The following is a 19,514-nucleotide window of genomic DNA, read 5'->3' as shown; positions in this document are numbered from 1 at the left end:
CGCCTCTCTGTCGCCCCTCGGTACACCGCGTGGATCAGTTCGCTCCGGCTCATCGACGGTTCGTCGTCCGTGCTCGGCATCTCCACCTCCGCCAGGGAAAACGCGGCATCCCTCTCAGCCGCCTGTCCACAGTGACGTGCAGGTGTCACCGATCGCGACGGCACAAGAGCCGACAATCCGACCACACAGGTGGCGACATTTAGGCGACATAGCATTATCGTGGCGGGCATGACCGCCCCCAACACGGTTCTGCGCGGCGTCCGTACCGGAATGCGCATGAGCCAGGACGACTTCGCCCGTGCGCTCCAAGCCGCCGGCCACCGCGTCGGCGAGCCCAACGACGCCAACAAGCGACTCGTCCAGCGATGGGAGTCCGGTGCGATCGCCGCACCGCGTCCCGTCTACGCCCGCGCCCTGGAGGTCGTGACCGGTCTGCCCATCTCACTGCTCGGCTTCGCCGCAGTGCCCGGCGGGCACGTCGCCGACGACCAGCACGGTGGCCACGACCTGACATCACCCGTATCGAGCCTGGCCACGCCGACGCCGACGGCCAAGCCGGCCACGGCCCACAGGTCGTACGAGGGCGTATGGCTCAGCCGCTACCAGTACTACTCCAGCGGCCGGGAGGAGTCCTTCGCCGGACAGCACTTCGTCGTCGTGTTGCAGCACGGCGACAGGTTGACCGCGCGAAGCTTGCCCGGATCGGCGTCCTCGTCCCTGTCGCTGGACCTCACCGTGGACGGCGCCGTCATCACCGGCACCTGGGTGGAACAGACCGACCCGGCCGGTTACTACCGGGGCGCCCGCTATCACGGGGCGATTCAGCTCCTGGCCGAGCCGACGGGCCGACGGATGGCCGGGAAGTGGGTCGGATTCGGCAAGGACATGGACGTGAACACCGGCCCGTGGGAGCTCGTCTTCCGCGACGCGTCGACCTCCAAGGCGACGCTGGACCGGTACAACACGCCAGCGACGTAGAGATGCCGCGCCATCGCCTCGACTGGCGGACATGAACGGAATGCGGCACGGCAGGGTGTTCGCATCCAGGCGAGGCGCACATCGTGCTCGCGACGAGCACGTGCTCGGTGCCCGGAAGGCCAAGCGGATCGCGATGTTCGGCAACGGCACGCTGCATGGCAGCGGCGGACATCGTTGCGGGAGACGGTGACGCCGAGGACCTGGCGTACGAGATCTACTGGCACGCGGCCTATTCCCAGTTGCCGGAACTGCGACCCGTGGCCGATCGCTTCCTGGAGCTGTACGTCGGATGGGGCCCCGCCTTCGACCAGGACAGAGGAGGCGATTGCGGCCGCTAAGGTGGCGGCCCAGTCGTTCCTGCGCGACCATCCAGCCTGAGCGGCTCCCGCGTGTCTCGTCTACCGCAGCGACCGCGCACGGGCAAACGCCAGACGTGATGAGCCATATGCTGCACCCCGAGTGGAAGCGGGGATTCGTGAGGATCGTTGATCGGGTTCGCGGCGGATCCTTCGTCGCCGGTGTACTGGTGGTACTGGGCCTTGCCGGCTGCGTCACACGAGCCGATCCGCCACCGCCTCCGGCGCCCTCCGTGAATCCCGCGCCGTCGGCATCGCCCACCGAGCAAGAGGCACTGATGGCGACGATTCGACAGCTGGTCGAGCGGGCTGATGTCGGCGACGACATCCGGGAGCGCACGATCGAGGTCGGCGAACCCTATGAACCCTGCGACCTGCTCATTGCCGACCCCGACCGCTCGAACGGGGGCGGGTTGGAATTCGATCAGGTGTGGGGCGCGGGCCTGGAGGTCAACCCCGTAGGGACCTTCGTCGACGTCCAGCCCCCGACAACCCTTCTGAACGTCACAGTGGTCGGTCTGCGCGATGCCCCGGCGGCCGCTACAGCCGCACGTACGGCGCGCACCGCGCGTTGCCCAACGAAGGATTTCCGACTCAACATCGGGATGGCCACCGCCCGGTGGGGCGCACGCACCATGACCATCGGATCGACGAACGCGCGGCTGACCACGGCGACGGTGAGCCGGGTGAACCCGGAGAGCGCGGAAGGAATGCCGTTCCTGCCCGGCAATGCGCGGCTGATCTTCGCGCACGGCTCGCTGCTCATCAGTGTCGAGGCGCTCACGTTCTGGCCGCCCAGACGGAGCACCGCCACCGACGTGACCGCAATCGCTCAGGAGAAGGCGACGGCCCTGGCGACGGCGATCGTCAAGACCGTCCCCGCGCCCGGTTAGGACCGGGGCCGCCCTCGCAGACATCGGCACCCGCTTCTCGATTCTGGGCACCTAGCGCAGAATGCCATTAGCTCACCCCGGCCGCGCCCGAGGTCAAATCCCGTCAGCCGTGTGCATCCCGGAGGGCTTCTCGGCTCCCAGACGACCGAGCCATCGGCGCGCATTCTCCAGGCCCATCTCGTTGTCGGACGCGCTCGAGACTCCGGTTAGATCGTCGGTGACGAGGCGGTGGGCGAAGTAGTCAGCCTGCACCGCCCAGCGAAACCGGAGCATGGCCGGCAAGCCGTGTTCCACCTCGGCGCGCGTCATGGTCTTGCTCTCCAGGTATGCCTCCACCAGGTGATCGGCCTGGTCGATGCCCCCGACATACATCACTGCCGAAGCGAGGTCGTACAACAGCGGACCGTTCATCGCGATACTCCAGTCGATCAGCCCGCACTCTCCCGTCATGCGGTCGAGCCGGAATGCCTCTGGAGCCGGATCGGTGTGTAGCAGACCCCACGACAAGGATCCGGCATCAAGCGCCTCGTACTCCGCTAGGGCGGCCGCCACTGAGGCTCGGACCCAAGGACGAACCGCCAGATGAGGCGCCTGCGTCTCAACCCAGTGAAACCGGTCAGCATCCTTGATCGTCACGCCGCTCAGTGCTGCGTGGACTCGCGCCAGGGTCGTCCCGATCAGTCGTTTCTCGTCCGGGTTCTCGCCTCGTAACCCGGTGCCCGCGACCCAGTTCAACAATCCGAGCGGCACTTCGTCGACATCGGCGACGAGGCTTCCGTGCCTCGTCACTACCGGGGTGCCCGCCGGAACGCCTGCCGCCTCGACGTGAGTCGCGACCTGAAGCCCGCCGATGAAGGAACGGCGTGATCCCGGCGCGACTGCCTTGGCCACCCATCGTTCGCCGCCCTTGGAGACGAACCACGTCGCCGAGTTCATTCCGCCGTTGTGCACCTGAACCGTCGCGTCCGCCAATCCCCAGTGAGCCTCGATGCAGGCACGCAGCTTCCCGTCACTGATCACCGGCAAGAGTCAAACACCATCCACCGGAACCGGCTACGAACTTCTCACCTCACCGCGCCTGGATCCGGCTACTTCGCTCCGGCGACGCCACCTGATGGGCCCGCTACTTCGACGGAGCCCGAAGTACCCTTCCCCATGATCGTCTAGCGGAAGTGCCAGCCAAGACCTGACACCGATCCGTCACGCATCGAGTGGAGCCTGGGACCGCCGGCGGGAGCCGACGTCCCGTTCTGGGAGACATGTTTGGCGCCGCCGGCTGAGAGCATGTGGAGTCGGCCCGGCTTGTCGGTGCGATTCGGAGGTGATGTGTGGATTATCGCCGGCTGGAGACCTGGCGCGAGAGTCTGCGGACGGCCGTTGCCTCCGCGGTGCTCGACTTCGAGGGCCGCTACGGATACCCACCCGGCGAGAACTCCGTCAGCGAGCCCGACACGGCCGCTGCCGCACGGCTCGCTGCTGTCCGCCCCGGTCTTCCCGCCGACGTCCTGGACCTGTACGCCGCAGTCGGTGCCGTAGACCTGGAGGACGTCGGTTACGGGTTCTTCCTGCACACTGCCTCCGACGTGGCTCACGCCCACGAGTCACGAGACCTCTGGCACGTCAGTGGCCGCCACGACGCCGACATCGTCGTATTCGCCAGCGATGGCGGTGGCACCCAGTACGGGCTGGCCCTGCCGGCAGGATCTCCCGTCTACCGCCTGCCACCTGACGTTGTCCTCGACGGCACCTACACCTCGGAGGACCCGCGCTTCGAGGTAGCCGCCCCGGACCTGCCGATCTTCCTCGACCGCCTGCTCCAGGCAGTGAAGGCGTTCGCCGCGTCGGGCACACCGCCGAGCTTGTAATCGATCGGCCAGGTCAAGGACGTGGCAGGACGACGACGAACTTCAGGTATCCGTGACCGAGACTCTGGGGCCTGCTCCGCACCACCATCGCGGACCTTGCCGAGAACGAGGCCTTCGTGATTCTGATTTCCTGCGCCGGCGTCAGGCCAGGGTCAGACGCATGCTCTCAAGAGCACTACTGCTGTCACCCGGGGAAATGATCTTCTCGGGGCGGGATGGTGGGCGCGGCAGGTTTCGAACCTGCGACCCCTCGCTTGTAAGGCGAGTGCTCTCCCACTGAGCTACGCGCCCGGAACGCCCGTACGGCGGGCCGGAGCGGCCAGCTTACCTGCCCGCCTCCGGCCCCGCGCAACGACGTGCCTGGGGTGTGGGACTCAGGCGGCGACGGCCTCGGCCAGTGCCTTGCGCCAGCCCTGCTGGTCGCGCGCCTCGCCGGGCATGTTCATCTCGGCGAACCGGACCACGCCGGCCTTGTCGATGACGAAGGTGCCCCGGTTGGCGATGCCCGCGACGTCGTTGAAGACGCCGTACGCCTGCGCCACCGCGCCGTGCGGCCAGAAGTCGGACAGCAGCGGGAACTGGTAGCCCTCCCGGTCGGCCCAGATCTTGTGGGCGTACACGGAGTCGACGCTGACGGTCAGCACCTGGACGTCGTCGTTGACGTACTCGTTGAGGTTGTCCCGCACCTCGCACAGCTCGCCCTGGCAGATGCCGGTGAAGGCGAGCGGGTAGAAGACCAGCAGCACGGTCTTGCTACCGCGGAGGTCGGAGAGCCGGACCTCCTGGTTGTTCTGGTCCTTGAGCAGGAAGTCGGGCGCCTCGGCGCCAACCTCGATGGGCATGCGTGCTCCCTCGGGATCGGGTCTGGAGATGATCAGCCTGCCACACCCGGCGACCGCGGTCGCCGGGTGTGCGGCGCCGCCCTACTTCTTGCTCTTGGACCCGCGACGCATGACGAGGCGGGCCCCGCTCCAGTCGCGGCCGGCGTTGATGGTGGAGGTCTGCTGGAGCCCGGCGGTCTGCGCGCTCTCCGCGACCTCGCTCGGCTCGACGTGACCGTCGCGGCCGGCCTTCGGGGTCAGGAGCCAGACCACGCCGTTGTCCGCGAGCGGCCCGAGGGCGTCGACGAGGAGCTCGAACAGGTCACCGTCGCCGTCGCGGTGCCAGACCAGAACCGCGTCGACCACCTCGTCGGTGTCCTCGTCGACGAGTTCCCCACAGCGGTCGGTCAGGGCGTCCCGGAGATCGGTGTCGACGTCGTCGTCGTAGCCCATCTCCATGACGACCATGCCCGGCTCGATACCGAACCGGTCCGCCAGGCTGCGTACCCCGTCGGCCTGGCCAGCGGTCGCGCTCACTGTCGAGTGCCTCCTCATCTATCCCTGCTCGTGGCGTCGGGTGACACCGTCGGGCTCAGTCCACACAGTTGCGGCTCGCCGCGCAAGTGGCGCACCGGGTGGAACGGAATTTACCGTGCCAGCAGCGTACGGGCACCCTGGGTGATGGCTTCCGCGGAGACCAGAACCTGACGGGCAGCCGGACCTAATGGTACAAACGAGTCAAGTGCGGCTACGCGGCGTGCAGCGCCCACGTACCCGGTGTCGACGAGCGCGGACAGGACGCCCTCGCCCACCCCGCCGGTTCGCCGCGTCTCGTCCACCACCAGCACCCGGCCGGTCGCCGAGGACTCCCTGATGATGTCGGCCACCGGCAGCGGGGCCAGCCAGCGCAGGTCCACCACCCGGCTGCCCACGCCCTCCTCGGCCAGCGTGGCCGCGGCGCGCAGCGACATCCGCACCCCGTTACCGAACGTGATGATGGTGAGGTCCTCGGCGGAGCCGATCCCGTAGACGCGGGCCCGCCCGATCGGCACGTGCCGGTCCGCCCAGGTGCCCGGCTCGGCGTACTCGGCGGTCCACTCGTCGTCACCGTCCGTGTACAGGTCACGCACGTGGTAGAGCGCGATCGGCTCCACGAACACGCAGACGCTGCCGTCCACCCGGGCCGCCGCCAGGCAGGTCCGCAGCATCGGCGCGGCGTCGTCCGGCCGGGCCGGCACGGCCACCACCAGCCCCGGCACGTCCCGCAGCGCCCCCAGCGAGTCGTCGTTGCGGTCGTGCCCGCCGAGTCCTTCCGGGCTCGCCAGGCCGGGCACCCGCACCACCATCGGGTTGCGGAACGCGCCCCGGGACAGGAACCGCATGGTGGCCGCCTCGCCGCGGAGCTGGTCCTCGGCGCCGTGCAGCGACGTGAGGTGGCGGATCTCGGGCACCGGCAGCAGGCCGGCCAGTCCGGCGCCGAGCCCGAGCCCGAGGATCGAGGTCTCGTCCGGCAGCGTGTCGAACACGCGCGCCGCCCCGAACCGGTCCCGCAGCCCCTCGGTCACGCCGTACACCCCACCCTGTGCGGCCACGTCGTGGCCGAACACCGCCGTCCCGGGGTAGTCGAGCATGCCGTCGGCGAGCGCGGCGTTGATGCTCTGCGCCAGCGTGAGCGGGCCGGTCAGCTCCGGCGGCTTGCCGCCGAACGCCTCCGCCCGCGCTCCCGCGCCCGGCCCGGCCGCGTGCGCCGCCGCCTCGGCGACCGCGCGGGACACCCGCACCGGCCGGCGCGGCGCCAGCTCCCGCACGATCTCGACCGGGGAGGCGAGCTTCGGCTCGTCCAGCACCTCCTCGGCGACGCGGCGCAGTTGCCAGCCCCGCTCGTCGTAGCGGGCCAGCAGTTCCTCGCCACTGGCGTACCCGGAGGTCACCAGCAGCCGCGCGGTGGCCAGCAGCGGGTCGCGGGCCGCGTCGCCGTCACCCTGCTCCATCAGGCGGACCGCGCTCAGGTGCAGCACGGCGGGCCGGCGCTGCCGGCGTACCCACTCCGCCGCCTCCGCCGCGACCCGGTAGGTCGCGGCCACGTCCGTGCCGTCGGCGGCGAAGTACCTGATGCCAGGCCGGGCCCGCAGCGTGGCGGCCACCCAGCCCTCGGCGGAGGTGCCGCCGTCGGCGCAGACGAACAGCACCGGGATGCGCAGGCCGGTGTGGTCGTACCAGCCGGTCGTGTTCAACGCGGCGGTGGCCGCGGCGTGGTCGGCCGCGCCGTCGTCGAAGGCGCAGACCACCACGGCGTCGGCGGGCCAGGGCGCCGCCTCGGCCTCGCCGTCGGCGGGCCGCGTGCCGCGGCGCAGCCGCTCCAGCGCCAGCCCCAGACCGACGGCGCGCGGCAGATGCGAACCGGCGGCCGAGGTGGTCGGCACGACCGCCAGGTCGGCGCGGCCGAAGACCTTCGCCCGCCCGCCGGCCGCGGGCTCCTCGGCGGAGGCGACGATGCCGCGCAGCACGTCGCGCGCCGCCGCCGCGAACGCGTCGTCGGGCGCGGGCTGCGGCAGATCGGGTACGACGACAGTCGCGTCCCCGTCCGCGTCCACGACGATCCCGGCGCCCACGGGAAGGCTCCCCGCCTCCGTCTCCCCCGCGCCCGGCCCTTCGAGATCTTGGTAGGAAACGGCCCCCGGAGGGGCGCTTTCGCTCCAAGATCTTCCCGGTTCCGGGGTGGTGGGTGGGGCGTCGGCGCCGGTCGCGGGCGGCAGGTCCGGCGGGGCTGCGGGGAAGGCGCCGGCGGCCTGGGCGGCGCGCAGGCAGTAGAACGCGCCGGAGCGGGCGTGCAGCAGCGCGGGATCGGTCGGCCGCAGCGCGGCTGCCACCGCGGCGTCGCTCTCGTGACCGGCCGACTCGACAGTGAAGTACCCCTCACCGAAGCCCGACAGCCACCGCCCGGCCAGGTCGAGCAGCCGGCTGGTCAGCTGCGCGTCGAACAGGGCCAGCGCCTGCGCCCCGGTCAACGCACCGCCGTCGGGCAGCGGTTCGCCCAGGTCGCGCCGCTGGTCGGGCGCCCCGAGCGCGGCCAGTTCGGCTCGGAGCCGGTCGTCGAGATCGTGCGGGGTGGTCACGCGGACAGCATTACCGACTCGGGCCCGCCTCGCCCAGTCGGACACGTTCCGCCCGGCGTGGCTCAGACCTGGCCACACTCCTGCGGGCAGCCTCCGTCGGAGACCTTGAGCACCAGGTCCCGCAGTGTGGCCAGTTCGTCGGTGCTCAGCCCGTCGAGCAGTCGGGAGTCCGACATCACCTGGCGGAGCCGTTCGCGTACCTGCCGCCCCCGCCCGGTGACCACGAGCGCCTTCTGCCGCCGGTCGGCCGGGTCGGTACGCCGTTCCACCAGCCCGGCCTGCTCCAGCTTGTCGGCCAGGCCGGTGACGTTGGACCTGTCGCAGCCGAGCTGTTCGGCGAGGTCACGGGCCGGGAGCGGGCGGTCCGGGTCGAGCTGGTGCAGCGCCCTGGCGACCGCGGGGGTGAGGCCCAGCGCCGCGATCCCCTCGTCCTGGTGGTGCCGCATCGCGGCGGCGACGTGCAGGATCCGGCGCACGGTCTCCCCGGCCAGCTCCGCCCGGTTGGGGACGGTGGGAACGGTGGTTTGCGCCATCCGATCATCGTATGGGCGAGTCGATCTTCGATCAGCCGAACGGTCAGGCACCTCCCGCAACCGATTGCCGATCATGAAGCGCTGTTCGGCGAAAATTCCCGGCCGGTCGTCCGCGCGTCACCTTCCGGCCATCGACGTCCGTGAGGCTTCCCGGAGTCGACGAACCGGACTCCGGGGAGGAAAACCGTGGCTCTGTCCCGACGTACCATCCTGCTCAGCGGCGCGGCGCTCGGCGCCGCCGGCGCGGCAGCCGGCCTGCCGGTCGCGGCCGCCGCGTCGCCCGGCCCGCTGCGCCGCGACCCGTTCACGCTCGGCGTGGCCTCCGGCGACCCCGACCACGAGGGCTTCGTGCTCTGGACCCGGCTGGCGCCGGAGCCGCTGGCCGAGGACGGCCTGGGCGGCATGCCGTCGCGGGTCGTGCCGGTGAACTGGGAGGTGGCCGCCGACGAGCGCTTCCGGCACGTGGTGCGCCGCGGCGTACGGCTGGCCCGCCCGGAGTCCGCGCACAGCGTGCACGTCGAACTGGACGGCCTGCTGCCCGGACGGGAGTACTTCTACCGGTTCCGGGCCGAACGCTGGGCGTCCCCGGCCGGGCGCACCCGCACCGCCCCGGCGCCGTGGTCGATGCCCTCCGCGCTCGCCATGGGCTTCGCCTCCTGCTCGCAGTACGAGCACGGCTACTTCACCGCGTACCGGCGGCTGGCCGAGACCGAGCCGGAGCTGATCCTGCACCTCGGCGACTACCAGTACGAGTACGCCAAGGACACCTACACCGTGCCCGGCGGCAACCCGCGCGACCACGAGGGCCCGGAGACCCGCACGCTGGCGAACTACCGGCAGCGGCACGCCCAGTACAAGACCGACACCGACCTCCAGGCGGGGCACGCGGTCGCGCCCTGGGTGGTGGTCTTCGACGACCACGAGGTGGAGAACAACTGGGCCGACGAGGTGCCCGAGGCGCCCGATCCGGACTCCCCCGCCCGGCGGGCGGCGGCGTTCCAGGCGTACTACGAGAACATGCCGCTGCGCCGCACCTCGATCCCGCGCGGCATCGACATGCAGCTCTACCGCCGGGTGCGCTGGGGCCGGCTGGCCACCTTCCACATGCTCGACACCCGGCAGTACCGGGACGACCAGGCGTGCGGCGACGGCTACAAGAGCTGCGCCGAGGCGTCCGACCCGGCCCGCTCGATCACCGGCGCCGCGCAGGAGGCGTGGCTGCTGGACGGCTTCCGCCGTTCCGAGGCCCGCTGGGACCTGCTCGGCCAGCAGGTGTTCTTCGCCCAGCGGGACAACAACTCCGGCCCGCTCACGGTGACGAGCATGGACGCCTGGGACGGGTACGTCGCATCCCGGGACCGGATCACCCGGGGCTGGACGGCCGCCGGGGTGCGCAACCCGGTGGTGCTCACCGGCGACGTGCACGCGCACTGGGCCAGTGACCTGAAGCTGGACTACGCCGACCCGACCTCGCGCACCGTCGGCAGCGAGCTGGTCTGCTCGTCGATCACCTCGACCGGGGACGGCGCCGACTCGCCGACCGGCTCGCACCCGTGGCTGGCGTTCAACCCGCACCTGCGCTTCCAGAACAACCTTCGGGGGTACGTCCGCACCACTATCACCCCGACCGAGCTGACCGCCGACTTCGACGTGCTGCCGTACGTGAGCCGGCCGGACGCGCCCGCGTACACCCGGGCCACGTTCGTGATCGAGGACCGCGTACCCGGGCTGAACCTGACCCACGACCGGCCGCCGGCCGCGGCGCGCACCGCCGCGCCCGGCGTCGACCAGGGCCGGCAGACGGTGGAGGCGGAGACGGTCCGCCCGTGACGGCGCGGCCGGGCCGGGCGTCGCACGCCCGGTCCGGCCGGTCAGCCGGCCAGGAACGAGAAGCGCACCTGACGGTCGGGATTGTCGCCGTTGGTGTCGACCAGGCAGATCGACTGCCAGGTGCCGAGCTGGAGCCGCCCGCCGAGCACCGGCAGCGTCGCGTACGGCGGCACGAACGCCGGCAGCACGTGGTCGCGGCCGTGCCCGGGTGAGCCGTGCCGGTGCCGCCACCTGTCGTCGGTGGGGAGCAGGTCGTCGAGCGCCCGGAGCAGGTCGTCGTCGGAGCCGGCACCGGTCTCGATGATCGCCAGCCCGGCGGTGGCGTGCGGGACGAAGACGTGCAGCAGGCCGTCGCCGGCCCCGGACACGAACCGTTCGGCCTCGCTCGTGATGTCCCGGACGGTCGGCCGGGAGCCGGTCCGGACGGTGATCACCTCACTGCGCATACGGCGCATTCTGCCGCAGTGCCCGGTTCACCGCCCCGCCCGCCGATAGCGCATCCGGTGATAGCGCAAAGTTACTGATGGGTACCTGTGTTCAGCGTCGCGTCTGGGGGTGGGAGAGGTGACGGCACACGCCACCAGGGGGCAGGATGGCGCTAGAGACCTATCCCACACGAAACCGAGGGAACGCCTGTGGCTACGGAACGCAAGCGCCCGGTGATCACCGCTGGTCTGCCGAGCCAGCTTCCGGACATCGACCCTGAAGAAACCAGCGAATGGGTCGAGTCACTCGACGGTGTCATCGACGAGCGCGGGACAAAGCGAGCCCGGTACGTCATGCTGCGCCTGCTGGAGCGGGCCCGCGAGCGGCAGGTCGGGGTGCCGTCACTGACCACCACCGACTACATCAACACGATCCCGCCGGAGCGCGAACCGTGGTTCCCGGGTGACGAGCACGTCGAGCGGCGGCTGCGGGCGTACATCAGGTGGAACGCCGCGATGCTGGTGCACCGGGCGCAGCGCCCGGAGATCGGCGTCGGTGGGCACATCTCCACGTTCGCCAGCTCGGCGTCCCTCTACGAGGTGGGCTTCAACCACTTCTTCCGGGGCAAGAACCACCCGGGCGGCGGTGACCAGATCTTCTACCAGGGTCACGCCTCCCCCGGCATGTACGCGCGGGCGTTCCTGGAGGGCCGGCTCAGCGAGAGCCAGCTCGACGGCTTCCGGCAGGAGCTGTCGCACCCCGGCGGCGGGCTGCCGTCGTACCCGCACCCGCGGCTGATGCCGGACTTCTGGGAGTTCCCGACCGTCTCGATGGGCCTCGGCCCGCTGAACGCGATCTACCAGGCGCGGTTCAACCGCTACCTGCACCACCGCGGCATCAAGGACACCTCCCAGCAGCACGTCTGGGCGTTCCTGGGCGACGGCGAGATGGACGAGGTCGAGTCGCTCGGCGCGATCGGCGTGGCAGCCCGCGAGGAGCTGGACAACCTCACCTTCGTGATCAACTGCAACCTCCAGCGCCTGGACGGACCGGTCCGCGGCAACGGCAAGGTCATGCAGGAGCTGGAGGCGTTCTTCCGGGGCGCCGGCTGGAACGTCATCAAGGTGGTCTGGGGCCGCGAGTGGGATCCGCTGCTCGCCGCGGACACCGACGGCGCGCTGGTCAACCTGATGAACACCACGCCCGACGGTGACTACCAGACCTACAAGGCGGAGTCCGGTTCGTACGTGCGGGAGCACTTCTTCGGCCGCGACCCGCGGACCCGCAAGATGGTCGAGCACCTGTCCGACGACGAGATCTGGAACCTCAAGCGGGGTGGCCACGACTACCGCAAGCTCTACGCGGCCTACAAGGCGGCGATGGAGCACACCGGCCAGCCGACGGTGATCCTCGCCAAGACGATCAAGGGCTGGACGCTCGGCTCGCACTTCGAGGGCCGCAACGCCACCCACCAGATGAAGAAGCTGACGCTGGAGGACCTGAAGCTCTTCCGCGACCGCCTCTACCTGGACATCCCGGACAAGCAGCTGGAGGAGAACCCGTACCTCCCGCCGTACTACACCCCGGGCGAGAAGTCCGACGAGATCGCGTACCTGAAGGACCGGCGTCAGCAGCTCGGCGGCTACCTGCCCACGCGCAGCACCGCGCGCAAGACGCTGGCCATCCCGGGCACCGAGCGGTTCTCCGACGTCAAGCGCGGGTCGGGCAAGCAGAAGGTCGCCACCACGATGGCGTTCGTCCGCCTGCTCAAGGACATCATGAAGGACAAGGAGTTCGGCAAGCGCTGGGTGCCGATCATCCCGGACGAGGCCCGTACCTTCGGTATGGACTCGCTGTTCCCGACCCAGAAGATCTACTCGCCGCACGGCCAGCGCTACACCTCGGTGGACCGGGAGCTGTTCCTGTCCTACAAGGAGTCGACCACCGGCCAGATCCTGCACGAGGGGATCAACGAGGCCGGTTCGGTGGCCTCGTTCACGGCCGCGGGCACGGCGTACGCCACCCACGGCGAGCCGATGATCCCGCTGTACATCTTCTACTCGATGTTCGGCTTCCAGCGCACGGGCGACGGGTTCTGGGCGGCGGCGGACCAGATGGCGCGGGGCTTCGTGCTCGGCGCGACAGCCGGCCGGACCACGCTCAACGGTGAGGGCCTCCAGCACGAGGACGGCCACTCGCTGCTGCTCGCCGCCACCAACCCGGCGGTGGTCTCCTACGACGCGGCGTTCGCCTTCGAGCTGGCGCACATCGTGGAGAACGGCCTGCACCGGATGTACGGCGAGGCGCCGGAGAACATCTTCTACTACCTCACCATCTACAACGAGCCGATCTTCCAGCCGGCCGAGCCGGAGGGCGTGGACGTCGAGGGCATCCTCAAGGGCATCCACCGCTACTCCCCCGCGCCGCAGGTCGGTGACGACGCGCCGAAGGCGAACATCCTCGCGTCCGGCACCGGCATGCAGTGGGCGCTCAAGGCCCAGCAGCTGCTCGCCGAGGACTGGGGCGTGTCCGCCGACGTGTGGTCGGTGACGTCCTGGACCGAGCTGCGCCGCGACGCGGTGGAGTGCGAGGAGCACAACCTGCTCAACCCGGGCGAGGAGCCGCGCGTGCCGTACATCGCGCGGAAGCTGGCCGACGCCGACGGGCCGAAGGTCGCTGTGAGCGACTGGATGCGGGCGGTGCCGGACCTGATCGCCCGCTGGGTGCCCGGGGACTACACCTCGCTCGGCACCGACGGCTTCGGCATGTCGGACACCCGGCACGCGCTGCGCCGCCACTTCCACGTGGACGCCGAGTCGGTGGCGGTCGCGACGCTGCGCCAGCTCGCGCTGCGCGGCGTGGTGCCGGCGCACGTGCCGGCCGACGCGGCCCGCAAGTACGCGCTGGACGACGTCAACGCCGCCCCGGTCGGCGAGACCGGCGGCGACAGCTGAAAGGAAGGGCCCCTTCTTAACGCCTCCGGTAGAGGAGGGGCCCCTTCTTAACACCTCGGGCACAGACGACGACGGCCCGGCGTCCCTGGCGGGAACGCCGGGCCGTCACCATCGCGGGCGACGCCGGGACGGGCTCGGTCAGCCGACGGCGGCCAGGTCGGTCAGCCGGGCCAGCGAGTCCTCCAGGTCGGCGCCGACCCGGCGCAGGCCGAGCCGGAGCAGGGCCGCCTTGACGGGTCCGGCGGGCCACCGCACGACGATCAGGCGTACGACGGTGCCGCCACCCTCCTCGTCCGGGGTCAGCTGGACGTAGATCTCGGTGCGCGCCTCGGCCCGGGCGCCGGCGCCCTTCGCGCGTTCGCGCCAGCCGATCAGGGTCGGCTCCTGGAAGGCGATCACCTCGGCCTCGTGCGCGGCGCCGCGTCCGGCCTGGACCAGCTGCCGCCGCCCGAATCCCTCCCCGGACAGGACCTCGGCCGCGCGGACTCCCGCCAGCCAGGCCGGCAGCTGCTCGGCGCGCTGCACGACGTCCCAGACCACATCCACCGGCGCCGCCACGTGCGCGCTTCGTTCCACGAGGATCATGAGTATCTTTCCCCCACTTAAATCACATCCGCGATATTTGGCACTCTATGTGTAAATCGGACTTAAGCGGACGGGTTCGGAAAAGACACGCCGAACTCCCTTGCGTCATCCACCCATGACGGCCTATGGCGCGTCGGTCCGCAGAGCCCTAGAGTCGCGAGCACGCTTCACGTTCCTGGAGGGTGACTTGACGACCGCGCCGATGCCCGAGTTCCCCGCCGGCTTCCGCTGGGGGGTCTCCACCTCCGCGTACCAGATCGAGGGTGCGACTACAGTCGACGGGCGTGGTCCGTCCATCTGGGACACGTTCGCCCACGACCCGGGCCGGATCGCCGACGGCAGCACCGGCGACCAGGCGTGCGACCACTACCACAGGTACGCCGAGGACACCGCGCTGCTGGCCGGGCTGGGGGTGTCCGCGTACCGGTTCTCGATCGCCTGGCCCCGGATCCAGCCGGCAGGCACCGGCCCGGCCAACGCCGCCGGGCTGGACTTCTACGACCGGCTGGTGGACGGACTGCTCGCCGCCGGTGTGGACCCGGTCGCCACGCTGTTCCACTGGGACCTGCCGCAGGCGCTGGAGGACGCCGGCGGCTGGCTCAACCGGGACACCGCCGCCCGCTTCGCCGAGTACGCCGACCTGACCGCGGCCCGCCTCGGCGACCGGGTGAAGCTCTGGATCACGCTCAACGAGCCGTTCATCCACATGAGCCTCGGCCACGGCATGGGCGAGCACGCGCCGGGCCGCACGCTGCTGTTCGACGCGTTCCCGGTGGCCCACCACCAGCTCCTCGGGCACGGCCTCGCGGTCGCCGCGCTGCGCGCCCGCAGCACGTCCCCGGTGGCGATCGCCAACAACTACTCCCCGGTGCGCCTGGCCGGCGACACCGACGCGGACCGGGCCGCCGCCGCGGCGTACGACGCGCTGCACAACCGCCTGTTCACCGATCCGCTGCTCGGACGCGGCTACCCGGACGCGCTCGGCCCCGACCCCGCGGTGGTGCGCGACGGCGACCTGGACGTCATCGCCGCCCCGATCGACGTCCTCGGCGTCAACTACTACAACCCGACCGGCATCCGGGCACCGGAGGCGGGCTCGCCGCTGCCGTTCGAGATCGTGCCGCTGGACGGCTACCCGCGTACCGCGTTCGACTGGCCGGTGGCCCCGGACGGGCTGCGCGAGCTGCTGCTCCTCCTGCACGAGCGGTACGGCGACGCGCTGCCGCCGATCCAGGTCACCGAGAGCGGCTGCGCGTACGACGACGCGCCGGACGCCGACGGCCGGGTGCACGACCCGGAGCGGATCGCGTACCTGGACGGGCACATCCGCGCGGTGCGCGAGGCGATGGCCGGGGGCGTGCCGGTGACCGGGTACTTCGTCTGGTCGCTGCTGGACAACTGGGAGTGGGCCGAGGGCTTCACCAAGCGGTTCGGCCTGGTGCATGTCGACTTCGACACCCAGCGGCGGACGCCGAAGTCGTCGTACACCTGGTTCCGGGATCTGGTCCGGCGGTGACCACTGTGAACCCGACGCCGGCCTCGCTGCCGGCGGCGCTCGCCGAGCCGACCGTCCCGGTACGGCGGAGCTGGATCGCGCTGATCTTCGCGGCCAACCTGGGCGTCTGGATGGCGTTCTTCACCCCGATCCAGGTGCTGCTGCCGCAGCAGGTGGAACGGATCGCCCCGGCCGACAAGGAGGCCATGCTGGCGGTGGTCACCGGCATCGGCGCGCTCGCCGCGGTGCTGGCGAACCCGCTCGCCGGGGCGCTGTCCGACCGCACCTCGCTGCGGCTGGCCAACCGGCACTTCGGCCGCCGCCACGTCTGGACCGCGCTCGGCGCGGTCATCGGCGCGCTCGCCCTGGTGCTGCTGGCCCGGCAGAACACCATCGCCGGGGTGGCGGTGGCCTGGGTCGCAGCGCAGGTCTGCTTCAACGCGATGCTGGCCAGCCTCACCGCCGCGATCCCGGACCGCGTGCCGGTGGCGCAGCGCGGCGGCGTGTCCGGCTGGGTGGGCATCCCGCAGGCGCTGGGTCTGGTGCTCGGCGCGGTGCTGGTCACCGCCGTGGTCACCGGAAACGCGGCCGGGTACGCGGCGATCGCGCTCGCCGTGCTGCTGCTGTCGCTGCCGTTCGCGCTGCTGACCCAGGACGACCACCTGCCCCGGGAGCACCGCTCACCGCTGCGGCTGCGCTCGCTGTTCGCCTCGATGTGGATCAGCCCGCGCCGCCACCCCGACTTCGCCTGGGCCTGGTTCACCCGGTTCCTGGTGCAGACCGGAAACGCGCTGGGCACGCTCTACCTGCTCTACTTCCTCACCGACGGGGTACGGGTGGCCGACCCCGAGGGCTCCCTGCTGGTGCTGATCCTGCTCTACACGCTGGGCATGATGCTCACCGCGGTGGTCGCCGGGCGCATGTCCGACCGCTCCGGCCGGCGCAAGGTCTTCGTGATCACCTCCGGGCTGATCATGGCGGTGGCGGCGGTGCTGCTGGCGGCGGCTCCCACCTGGCCGATGGCGATCGTCGCGGCGCTGCTGCTCGGCGCGGGCTACGGCGTCTACCTGTCGGTGGACGCGGCCCTGATCACCCAGGTGCTGCCCGCTGCGACCGACCGGGCCAAGGACCTCGGCGTGATCAACATCGCCAACTCGGCGCCGCAGGTGCTCGGTCCGGCGCTGTCCGCGCCGATCGTCGTGCACCTCGGCGGCTACCCGACGCTGTACGCGGTCACCGCGGTGGTCACCCTGCTCGGCAGCGCCCTGGTCGTGAAGATCAAGTCGGTGCCCTGACCCGGCCCCCTGCCGGAAACCCCTCGCGGTCCGCCGTAGGCTGGGGGGCGTGACGGTACGTGTACGCTTCGCCCCTTCCCCGACCGGTATGTTCCACGTCGGCGGCGCCCGTTCGGCGCTGCAGAACTGGATCTTCGCCAAGCAGCAGGGCGGGGTGTTCGTGCTGCGCATCGAGGACACCGACGCGGCACGTAACCGGCCCGAGTGGACCGAGGGCATCCTGTCCGCGCTCGACTGGATCGGCATCGCCCGGGGCAGCTACGAGGGCCCGTACTTCCAGTCCTCGTACGCGGGCGAGCACCGGGCCGCCGCGCAGCGGCTGTACGAGGGCGGCCGGGCCTACTACTGCGACTGCACCCGCGAGGACGTGCAGGCGCGTACCGGCCCGCAGCAGCGCGGCTACGACGGCTTCTGCCGGGACCGCGGCCTGGAGCCGGGCGAGGGACGTGCACTGCGTTTCCGGACGCCCGACGAGGGCGAGACGGTGGTGGTCGACCTGGTCCGCGGCGAGCCGACCTTCGAGAACAAGCTGATCGAGGACTTCGTCATCGCCCGTGGCGACGGCTCCCCGGTGTTCCTGCTGGCGAACGTGGTCGACGACATGAGCATGGGCATCACCCACGTGATCCGGGCCGAGGAGCACCTGCCGAACACCCCGAAGCAGCAGCTGCTGTGGGACGCGCTCGGCGTCAAGCCGCCGATCTGGGCGCACGTGCCGGTGGTGGTGAACGAGAAGCGGCAGAAGCTGTCCAAGCGGCGGGACAAGGTCGCGCTGGAGGCGTACCGGGACGAGGGCTACCTCGCCGACGCGATGCGCAACTACCTGATGCTGCTGGGCTGGGCGCCATCGGGCGACCGGGAGATCGTGCCCTGGTCGGTGATCGAGGAGGAGTTCCGGCTGGACGAGGTGAACCCGTCCCCGGCGTTCTTCGACGAGAAGAAGCTGCGCGCGTTCAACGGCGACTACATCCGGGCGCTGCCGGTGGAGGACTTCGTCGAGACGTGCCGGCCGTGGCTCACCGGCACCGAGACCATCGCCCCGCCGCCGTGGCAGCCCGACGAGTTCGACCCGGCCGCGTTCGCGGCGGTGGCCCCGCTGGCGCAGACCCGGATCGCGGTGCTCAGCGAGATCGTGCCGAACGTCGACTTCCTGTTCCTGGCCGACCCGCTGATCGACGAGGCGGCATGGGCCAAGGCCATGAAGGAGGGCGCCGCCGACCTGCTGGACGCGGCGATCGTGGCGTTCGAGGCGCTGGAGTCCTGGGACGCCGAGTCGCTGAAGGCCACGCTGGAGGCGGTCGGCGCGGAGCGCGGGCTGAAGCTCGGCAAGGCGCAGGCGCCGGTACGCGTCGCGGTCACCGGGCGCACCGTCGGCCTGCCGTTGTTCGAGTCGCTGGAGGTGCTCGGCCGCGACCGTACGCTGACCCGGCTGCGCGCCGCACGCGTACGCCTGGTCTGAGCCGCGGCACGGCGCCCGTTCCCGACGCTCGGGCGTGTCGTGGCCAGAAAGCGGTTCCTCTATTGGCCGATATGCCTCTGAGTCATAATTATGACTCAGAGGCATATCTGTTTTCGGCGATCATTGCGCCGGCAGTGTCACGCAGAGTGGTCCCGCGCACTGGCCACGATCACCGGCGGGTGGCCCGGCGGCGCAGCAGCAGCCCGCCGCCCAGCGCCGCGAGCACCACCACCGTGCCGGCCGCCCACAGCCAGCCCGTACCCCCGTCATCGTCCGCCCCGGCGGCGGCCGGGGCGGGGCTCGGCACCGCGCTGGTGGGCAGAGCGGCGGAAGTGGCGGGGGCGGCGCTGGTGGGCGGCACCGTCGCCGACGGCGACTCGGCCGGGGTGCCGGTGGTCAGGGTGAACCGGACCTCCCCCTTGATCGGGTGGCCGTCGTCGGAGGCCAGCCGGTAGGTCACGATGTAGAGGCCGGCCGCGCCCGGCCGGAACGGCACGATCACGCGCTTGCCGGAGAACGTCGGCGCGCCGCCGGTAGCGGCCACGTTGTCCGGGCCGGTGACTGTGACCTCGGTCGTCGCCTCCTTCGGCGTAGCGAGGAACCGCAGCTCGATCCGCTCCGGCGCGGCGGCCAGCCGGGCCCCGTCGCGCGGATCACTGCCGGTCAGCGAGTTGTGCGCGGCGGCGGGCGCGGCCGGCAGCAGCGCGAACGCCGCGACCACCCCGAGCACCACCGCCCAGGTACGCGCCACACGGGCGACCCTGCCCCCCATGGTTCCCTCCGTCCGGGTAGGATCCGGCCGATGATCATCGACCGCTCATTGGTCGGTCTCAGCTCGCAGATAGTTCCAAATACTCTTCCACCAGCTGCAACCGAGTGCCGTTCTGCGGAGTCTTTGTGGTGGACAC

General features: G+C 71.0%; 17 protein-coding genes and 1 tRNA gene. 9 read left to right on the top strand and 9 right to left on the bottom strand.

Annotated elements, in window-relative coordinates; translation table 11 throughout:
• Positions 1–219 precede the first annotated feature (219 nt).
• From ABD52_RS06080 to ABD52_RS06070, 3 genes are all read left to right on the top strand, one after another.
• On the top strand, positions 220–978 hold the full coding sequence (locus ABD52_RS06080; RefSeq protein ID WP_152748192.1) for a DNA-binding transcriptional regulator: 759 nt from the start codon (positions 220–222) through the stop codon (positions 976–978).
• 155 nt (positions 979–1,133) lie between these two features.
• Entirely contained in the window at positions 1,134–1,316 is a 183-nt protein-coding gene (locus ABD52_RS06075; RefSeq protein WP_225319804.1) for a hypothetical protein, read from the top strand.
• 98 nt (positions 1,317–1,414) lie between these two features.
• Entirely contained in the window at positions 1,415–2,227 is an 813-nt protein-coding gene (locus ABD52_RS06070) for a hypothetical protein (protein WP_235437369.1), read from the top strand.
• 93 nt (positions 2,228–2,320) lie between these two features.
• On the opposite strand, the gene ABD52_RS06065 is transcribed toward ABD52_RS06070, so the two are convergent.
• Positions 2,321–3,247 carry a phosphotransferase enzyme family protein gene (locus ABD52_RS06065; RefSeq protein WP_053065300.1) on the bottom strand — a complete coding sequence of 309 codons (927 nt, stop codon included), beginning with the start codon at positions 3,245–3,247 and terminating at the stop codon, positions 2,321–2,323.
• A gap of 308 nt (positions 3,248–3,555) precedes the next feature.
• Between ABD52_RS06065 and ABD52_RS06060 the strand changes: the two genes are divergently transcribed.
• A complete protein-coding gene (locus ABD52_RS06060; RefSeq protein ID WP_047891096.1) occupies positions 3,556–4,092 on the top strand; it encodes a hypothetical protein in 537 nt (178 codons plus the stop codon).
• A 216-nt stretch (positions 4,093–4,308) separates the two neighbouring features.
• Here the strand turns inward: ABD52_RS06060 and ABD52_RS06055 are convergent.
• The 5 genes from ABD52_RS06055 to ABD52_RS06035 form a co-directional block, all read right to left on the bottom strand.
• Positions 4,309–4,383 (bottom strand) — tRNA-Val (locus ABD52_RS06055).
• Positions 4,384–4,466: 83 nt separating this feature from the next.
• Positions 4,467–4,934, bottom strand: a complete 468-nt coding sequence (locus tag ABD52_RS06050; RefSeq protein ID WP_013287822.1) for a peroxiredoxin — start codon at positions 4,932–4,934, stop codon at positions 4,467–4,469.
• An 81-nt stretch (positions 4,935–5,015) separates the two neighbouring features.
• On the bottom strand, positions 5,016–5,450 hold the full coding sequence (locus tag ABD52_RS06045) for a DUF3052 domain-containing protein (protein ID WP_013287823.1): 435 nt from the start codon (positions 5,448–5,450) through the stop codon (positions 5,016–5,018).
• Between the two features lie 110 nt (positions 5,451–5,560).
• Entirely contained in the window at positions 5,561–8,029 is a 2,469-nt protein-coding gene (locus ABD52_RS06040; RefSeq protein ID WP_047891095.1) for a transketolase C-terminal domain-containing protein, read from the bottom strand.
• A gap of 62 nt (positions 8,030–8,091) precedes the next feature.
• Positions 8,092–8,562: a MarR family winged helix-turn-helix transcriptional regulator gene (locus tag ABD52_RS06035; RefSeq protein WP_047891094.1), complete on the bottom strand. Its 471-nt coding sequence runs from the start codon at positions 8,560–8,562 to the stop codon at positions 8,092–8,094.
• Between the two features lie 186 nt (positions 8,563–8,748).
• Between ABD52_RS06035 and ABD52_RS06030 the strand changes: the two genes are divergently transcribed.
• Complete coding sequence (locus tag ABD52_RS06030; RefSeq protein ID WP_047891093.1) at positions 8,749–10,392, top strand: alkaline phosphatase; 1,644 nt, start codon at positions 8,749–8,751, stop codon at positions 10,390–10,392.
• 41 nt (positions 10,393–10,433) lie between these two features.
• On the opposite strand, the gene ABD52_RS06025 is transcribed toward ABD52_RS06030, so the two are convergent.
• Positions 10,434–10,838 (bottom strand): secondary thiamine-phosphate synthase enzyme YjbQ, encoded by a 405-nt coding sequence (locus ABD52_RS06025; protein WP_030271630.1) that lies wholly within the window; start codon positions 10,836–10,838, stop codon positions 10,434–10,436.
• 189 nt (positions 10,839–11,027) lie between these two features.
• Here ABD52_RS06025 and aceE point away from each other — a divergent pair, with 189 nt between their 5' ends.
• Entirely contained in the window at positions 11,028–13,772 is a 2,745-nt protein-coding gene (aceE, locus tag ABD52_RS06020) for a pyruvate dehydrogenase (acetyl-transferring), homodimeric type (RefSeq protein ID WP_030271632.1), read from the top strand.
• Positions 13,773–13,910: 138 nt separating this feature from the next.
• Here the strand turns inward: aceE and ABD52_RS06015 are convergent, their stop codons facing one another.
• Entirely contained in the window at positions 13,911–14,357 is a 447-nt protein-coding gene (locus ABD52_RS06015) for an SRPBCC domain-containing protein (RefSeq protein WP_013287829.1), read from the bottom strand.
• A gap of 202 nt (positions 14,358–14,559) precedes the next feature.
• On the opposite strand from ABD52_RS06015, the gene ABD52_RS06010 reads away from it, so the two are divergent.
• Genes ABD52_RS06010 through gltX form a run of 3 tightly spaced genes read left to right on the top strand, consistent with a single transcriptional unit; the run spans position 14,560 to position 18,606 of the window.
• Positions 14,560–15,873 carry a GH1 family beta-glucosidase gene (locus tag ABD52_RS06010; protein ID WP_030271634.1) on the top strand — a complete coding sequence of 438 codons (1,314 nt, stop codon included), beginning with the start codon at positions 14,560–14,562 and terminating at the stop codon, positions 15,871–15,873.
• Positions 15,870–17,147 (top strand): MFS transporter, encoded by a 1,278-nt coding sequence (locus ABD52_RS06005; protein WP_047891092.1) that lies wholly within the window; start codon positions 15,870–15,872, stop codon positions 17,145–17,147. The genes ABD52_RS06010 and ABD52_RS06005 overlap by 4 nt, the downstream gene beginning before the upstream one ends.
• 49 nt (positions 17,148–17,196) lie before the next feature.
• Positions 17,197–18,606: a glutamate--tRNA ligase gene (gene gltX / locus ABD52_RS06000; protein WP_082171223.1), complete on the top strand. Its 1,410-nt coding sequence runs from the start codon at positions 17,197–17,199 to the stop codon at positions 18,604–18,606.
• Between the two features lie 169 nt (positions 18,607–18,775).
• Here the strand turns inward: gltX and ABD52_RS05995 are convergent, their stop codons facing one another.
• Positions 18,776–19,378: a copper resistance CopC family protein gene (locus ABD52_RS05995; RefSeq protein WP_047891090.1), complete on the bottom strand. Its 603-nt coding sequence runs from the start codon at positions 19,376–19,378 to the stop codon at positions 18,776–18,778.
• Positions 19,379–19,514 lie beyond the last annotated feature (136 nt).

The sequence above is a fragment of the Micromonospora sp. RV43 genome (assembly GCF_001029515.1).
Lineage (GTDB): Bacteria > Actinomycetota > Actinomycetes > Mycobacteriales > Micromonosporaceae > Micromonospora > Micromonospora aurantiaca.
Note: the sequence above shows the minus strand (reverse complement) of the source record. Positions and strands in the feature narration are given on the sequence as shown.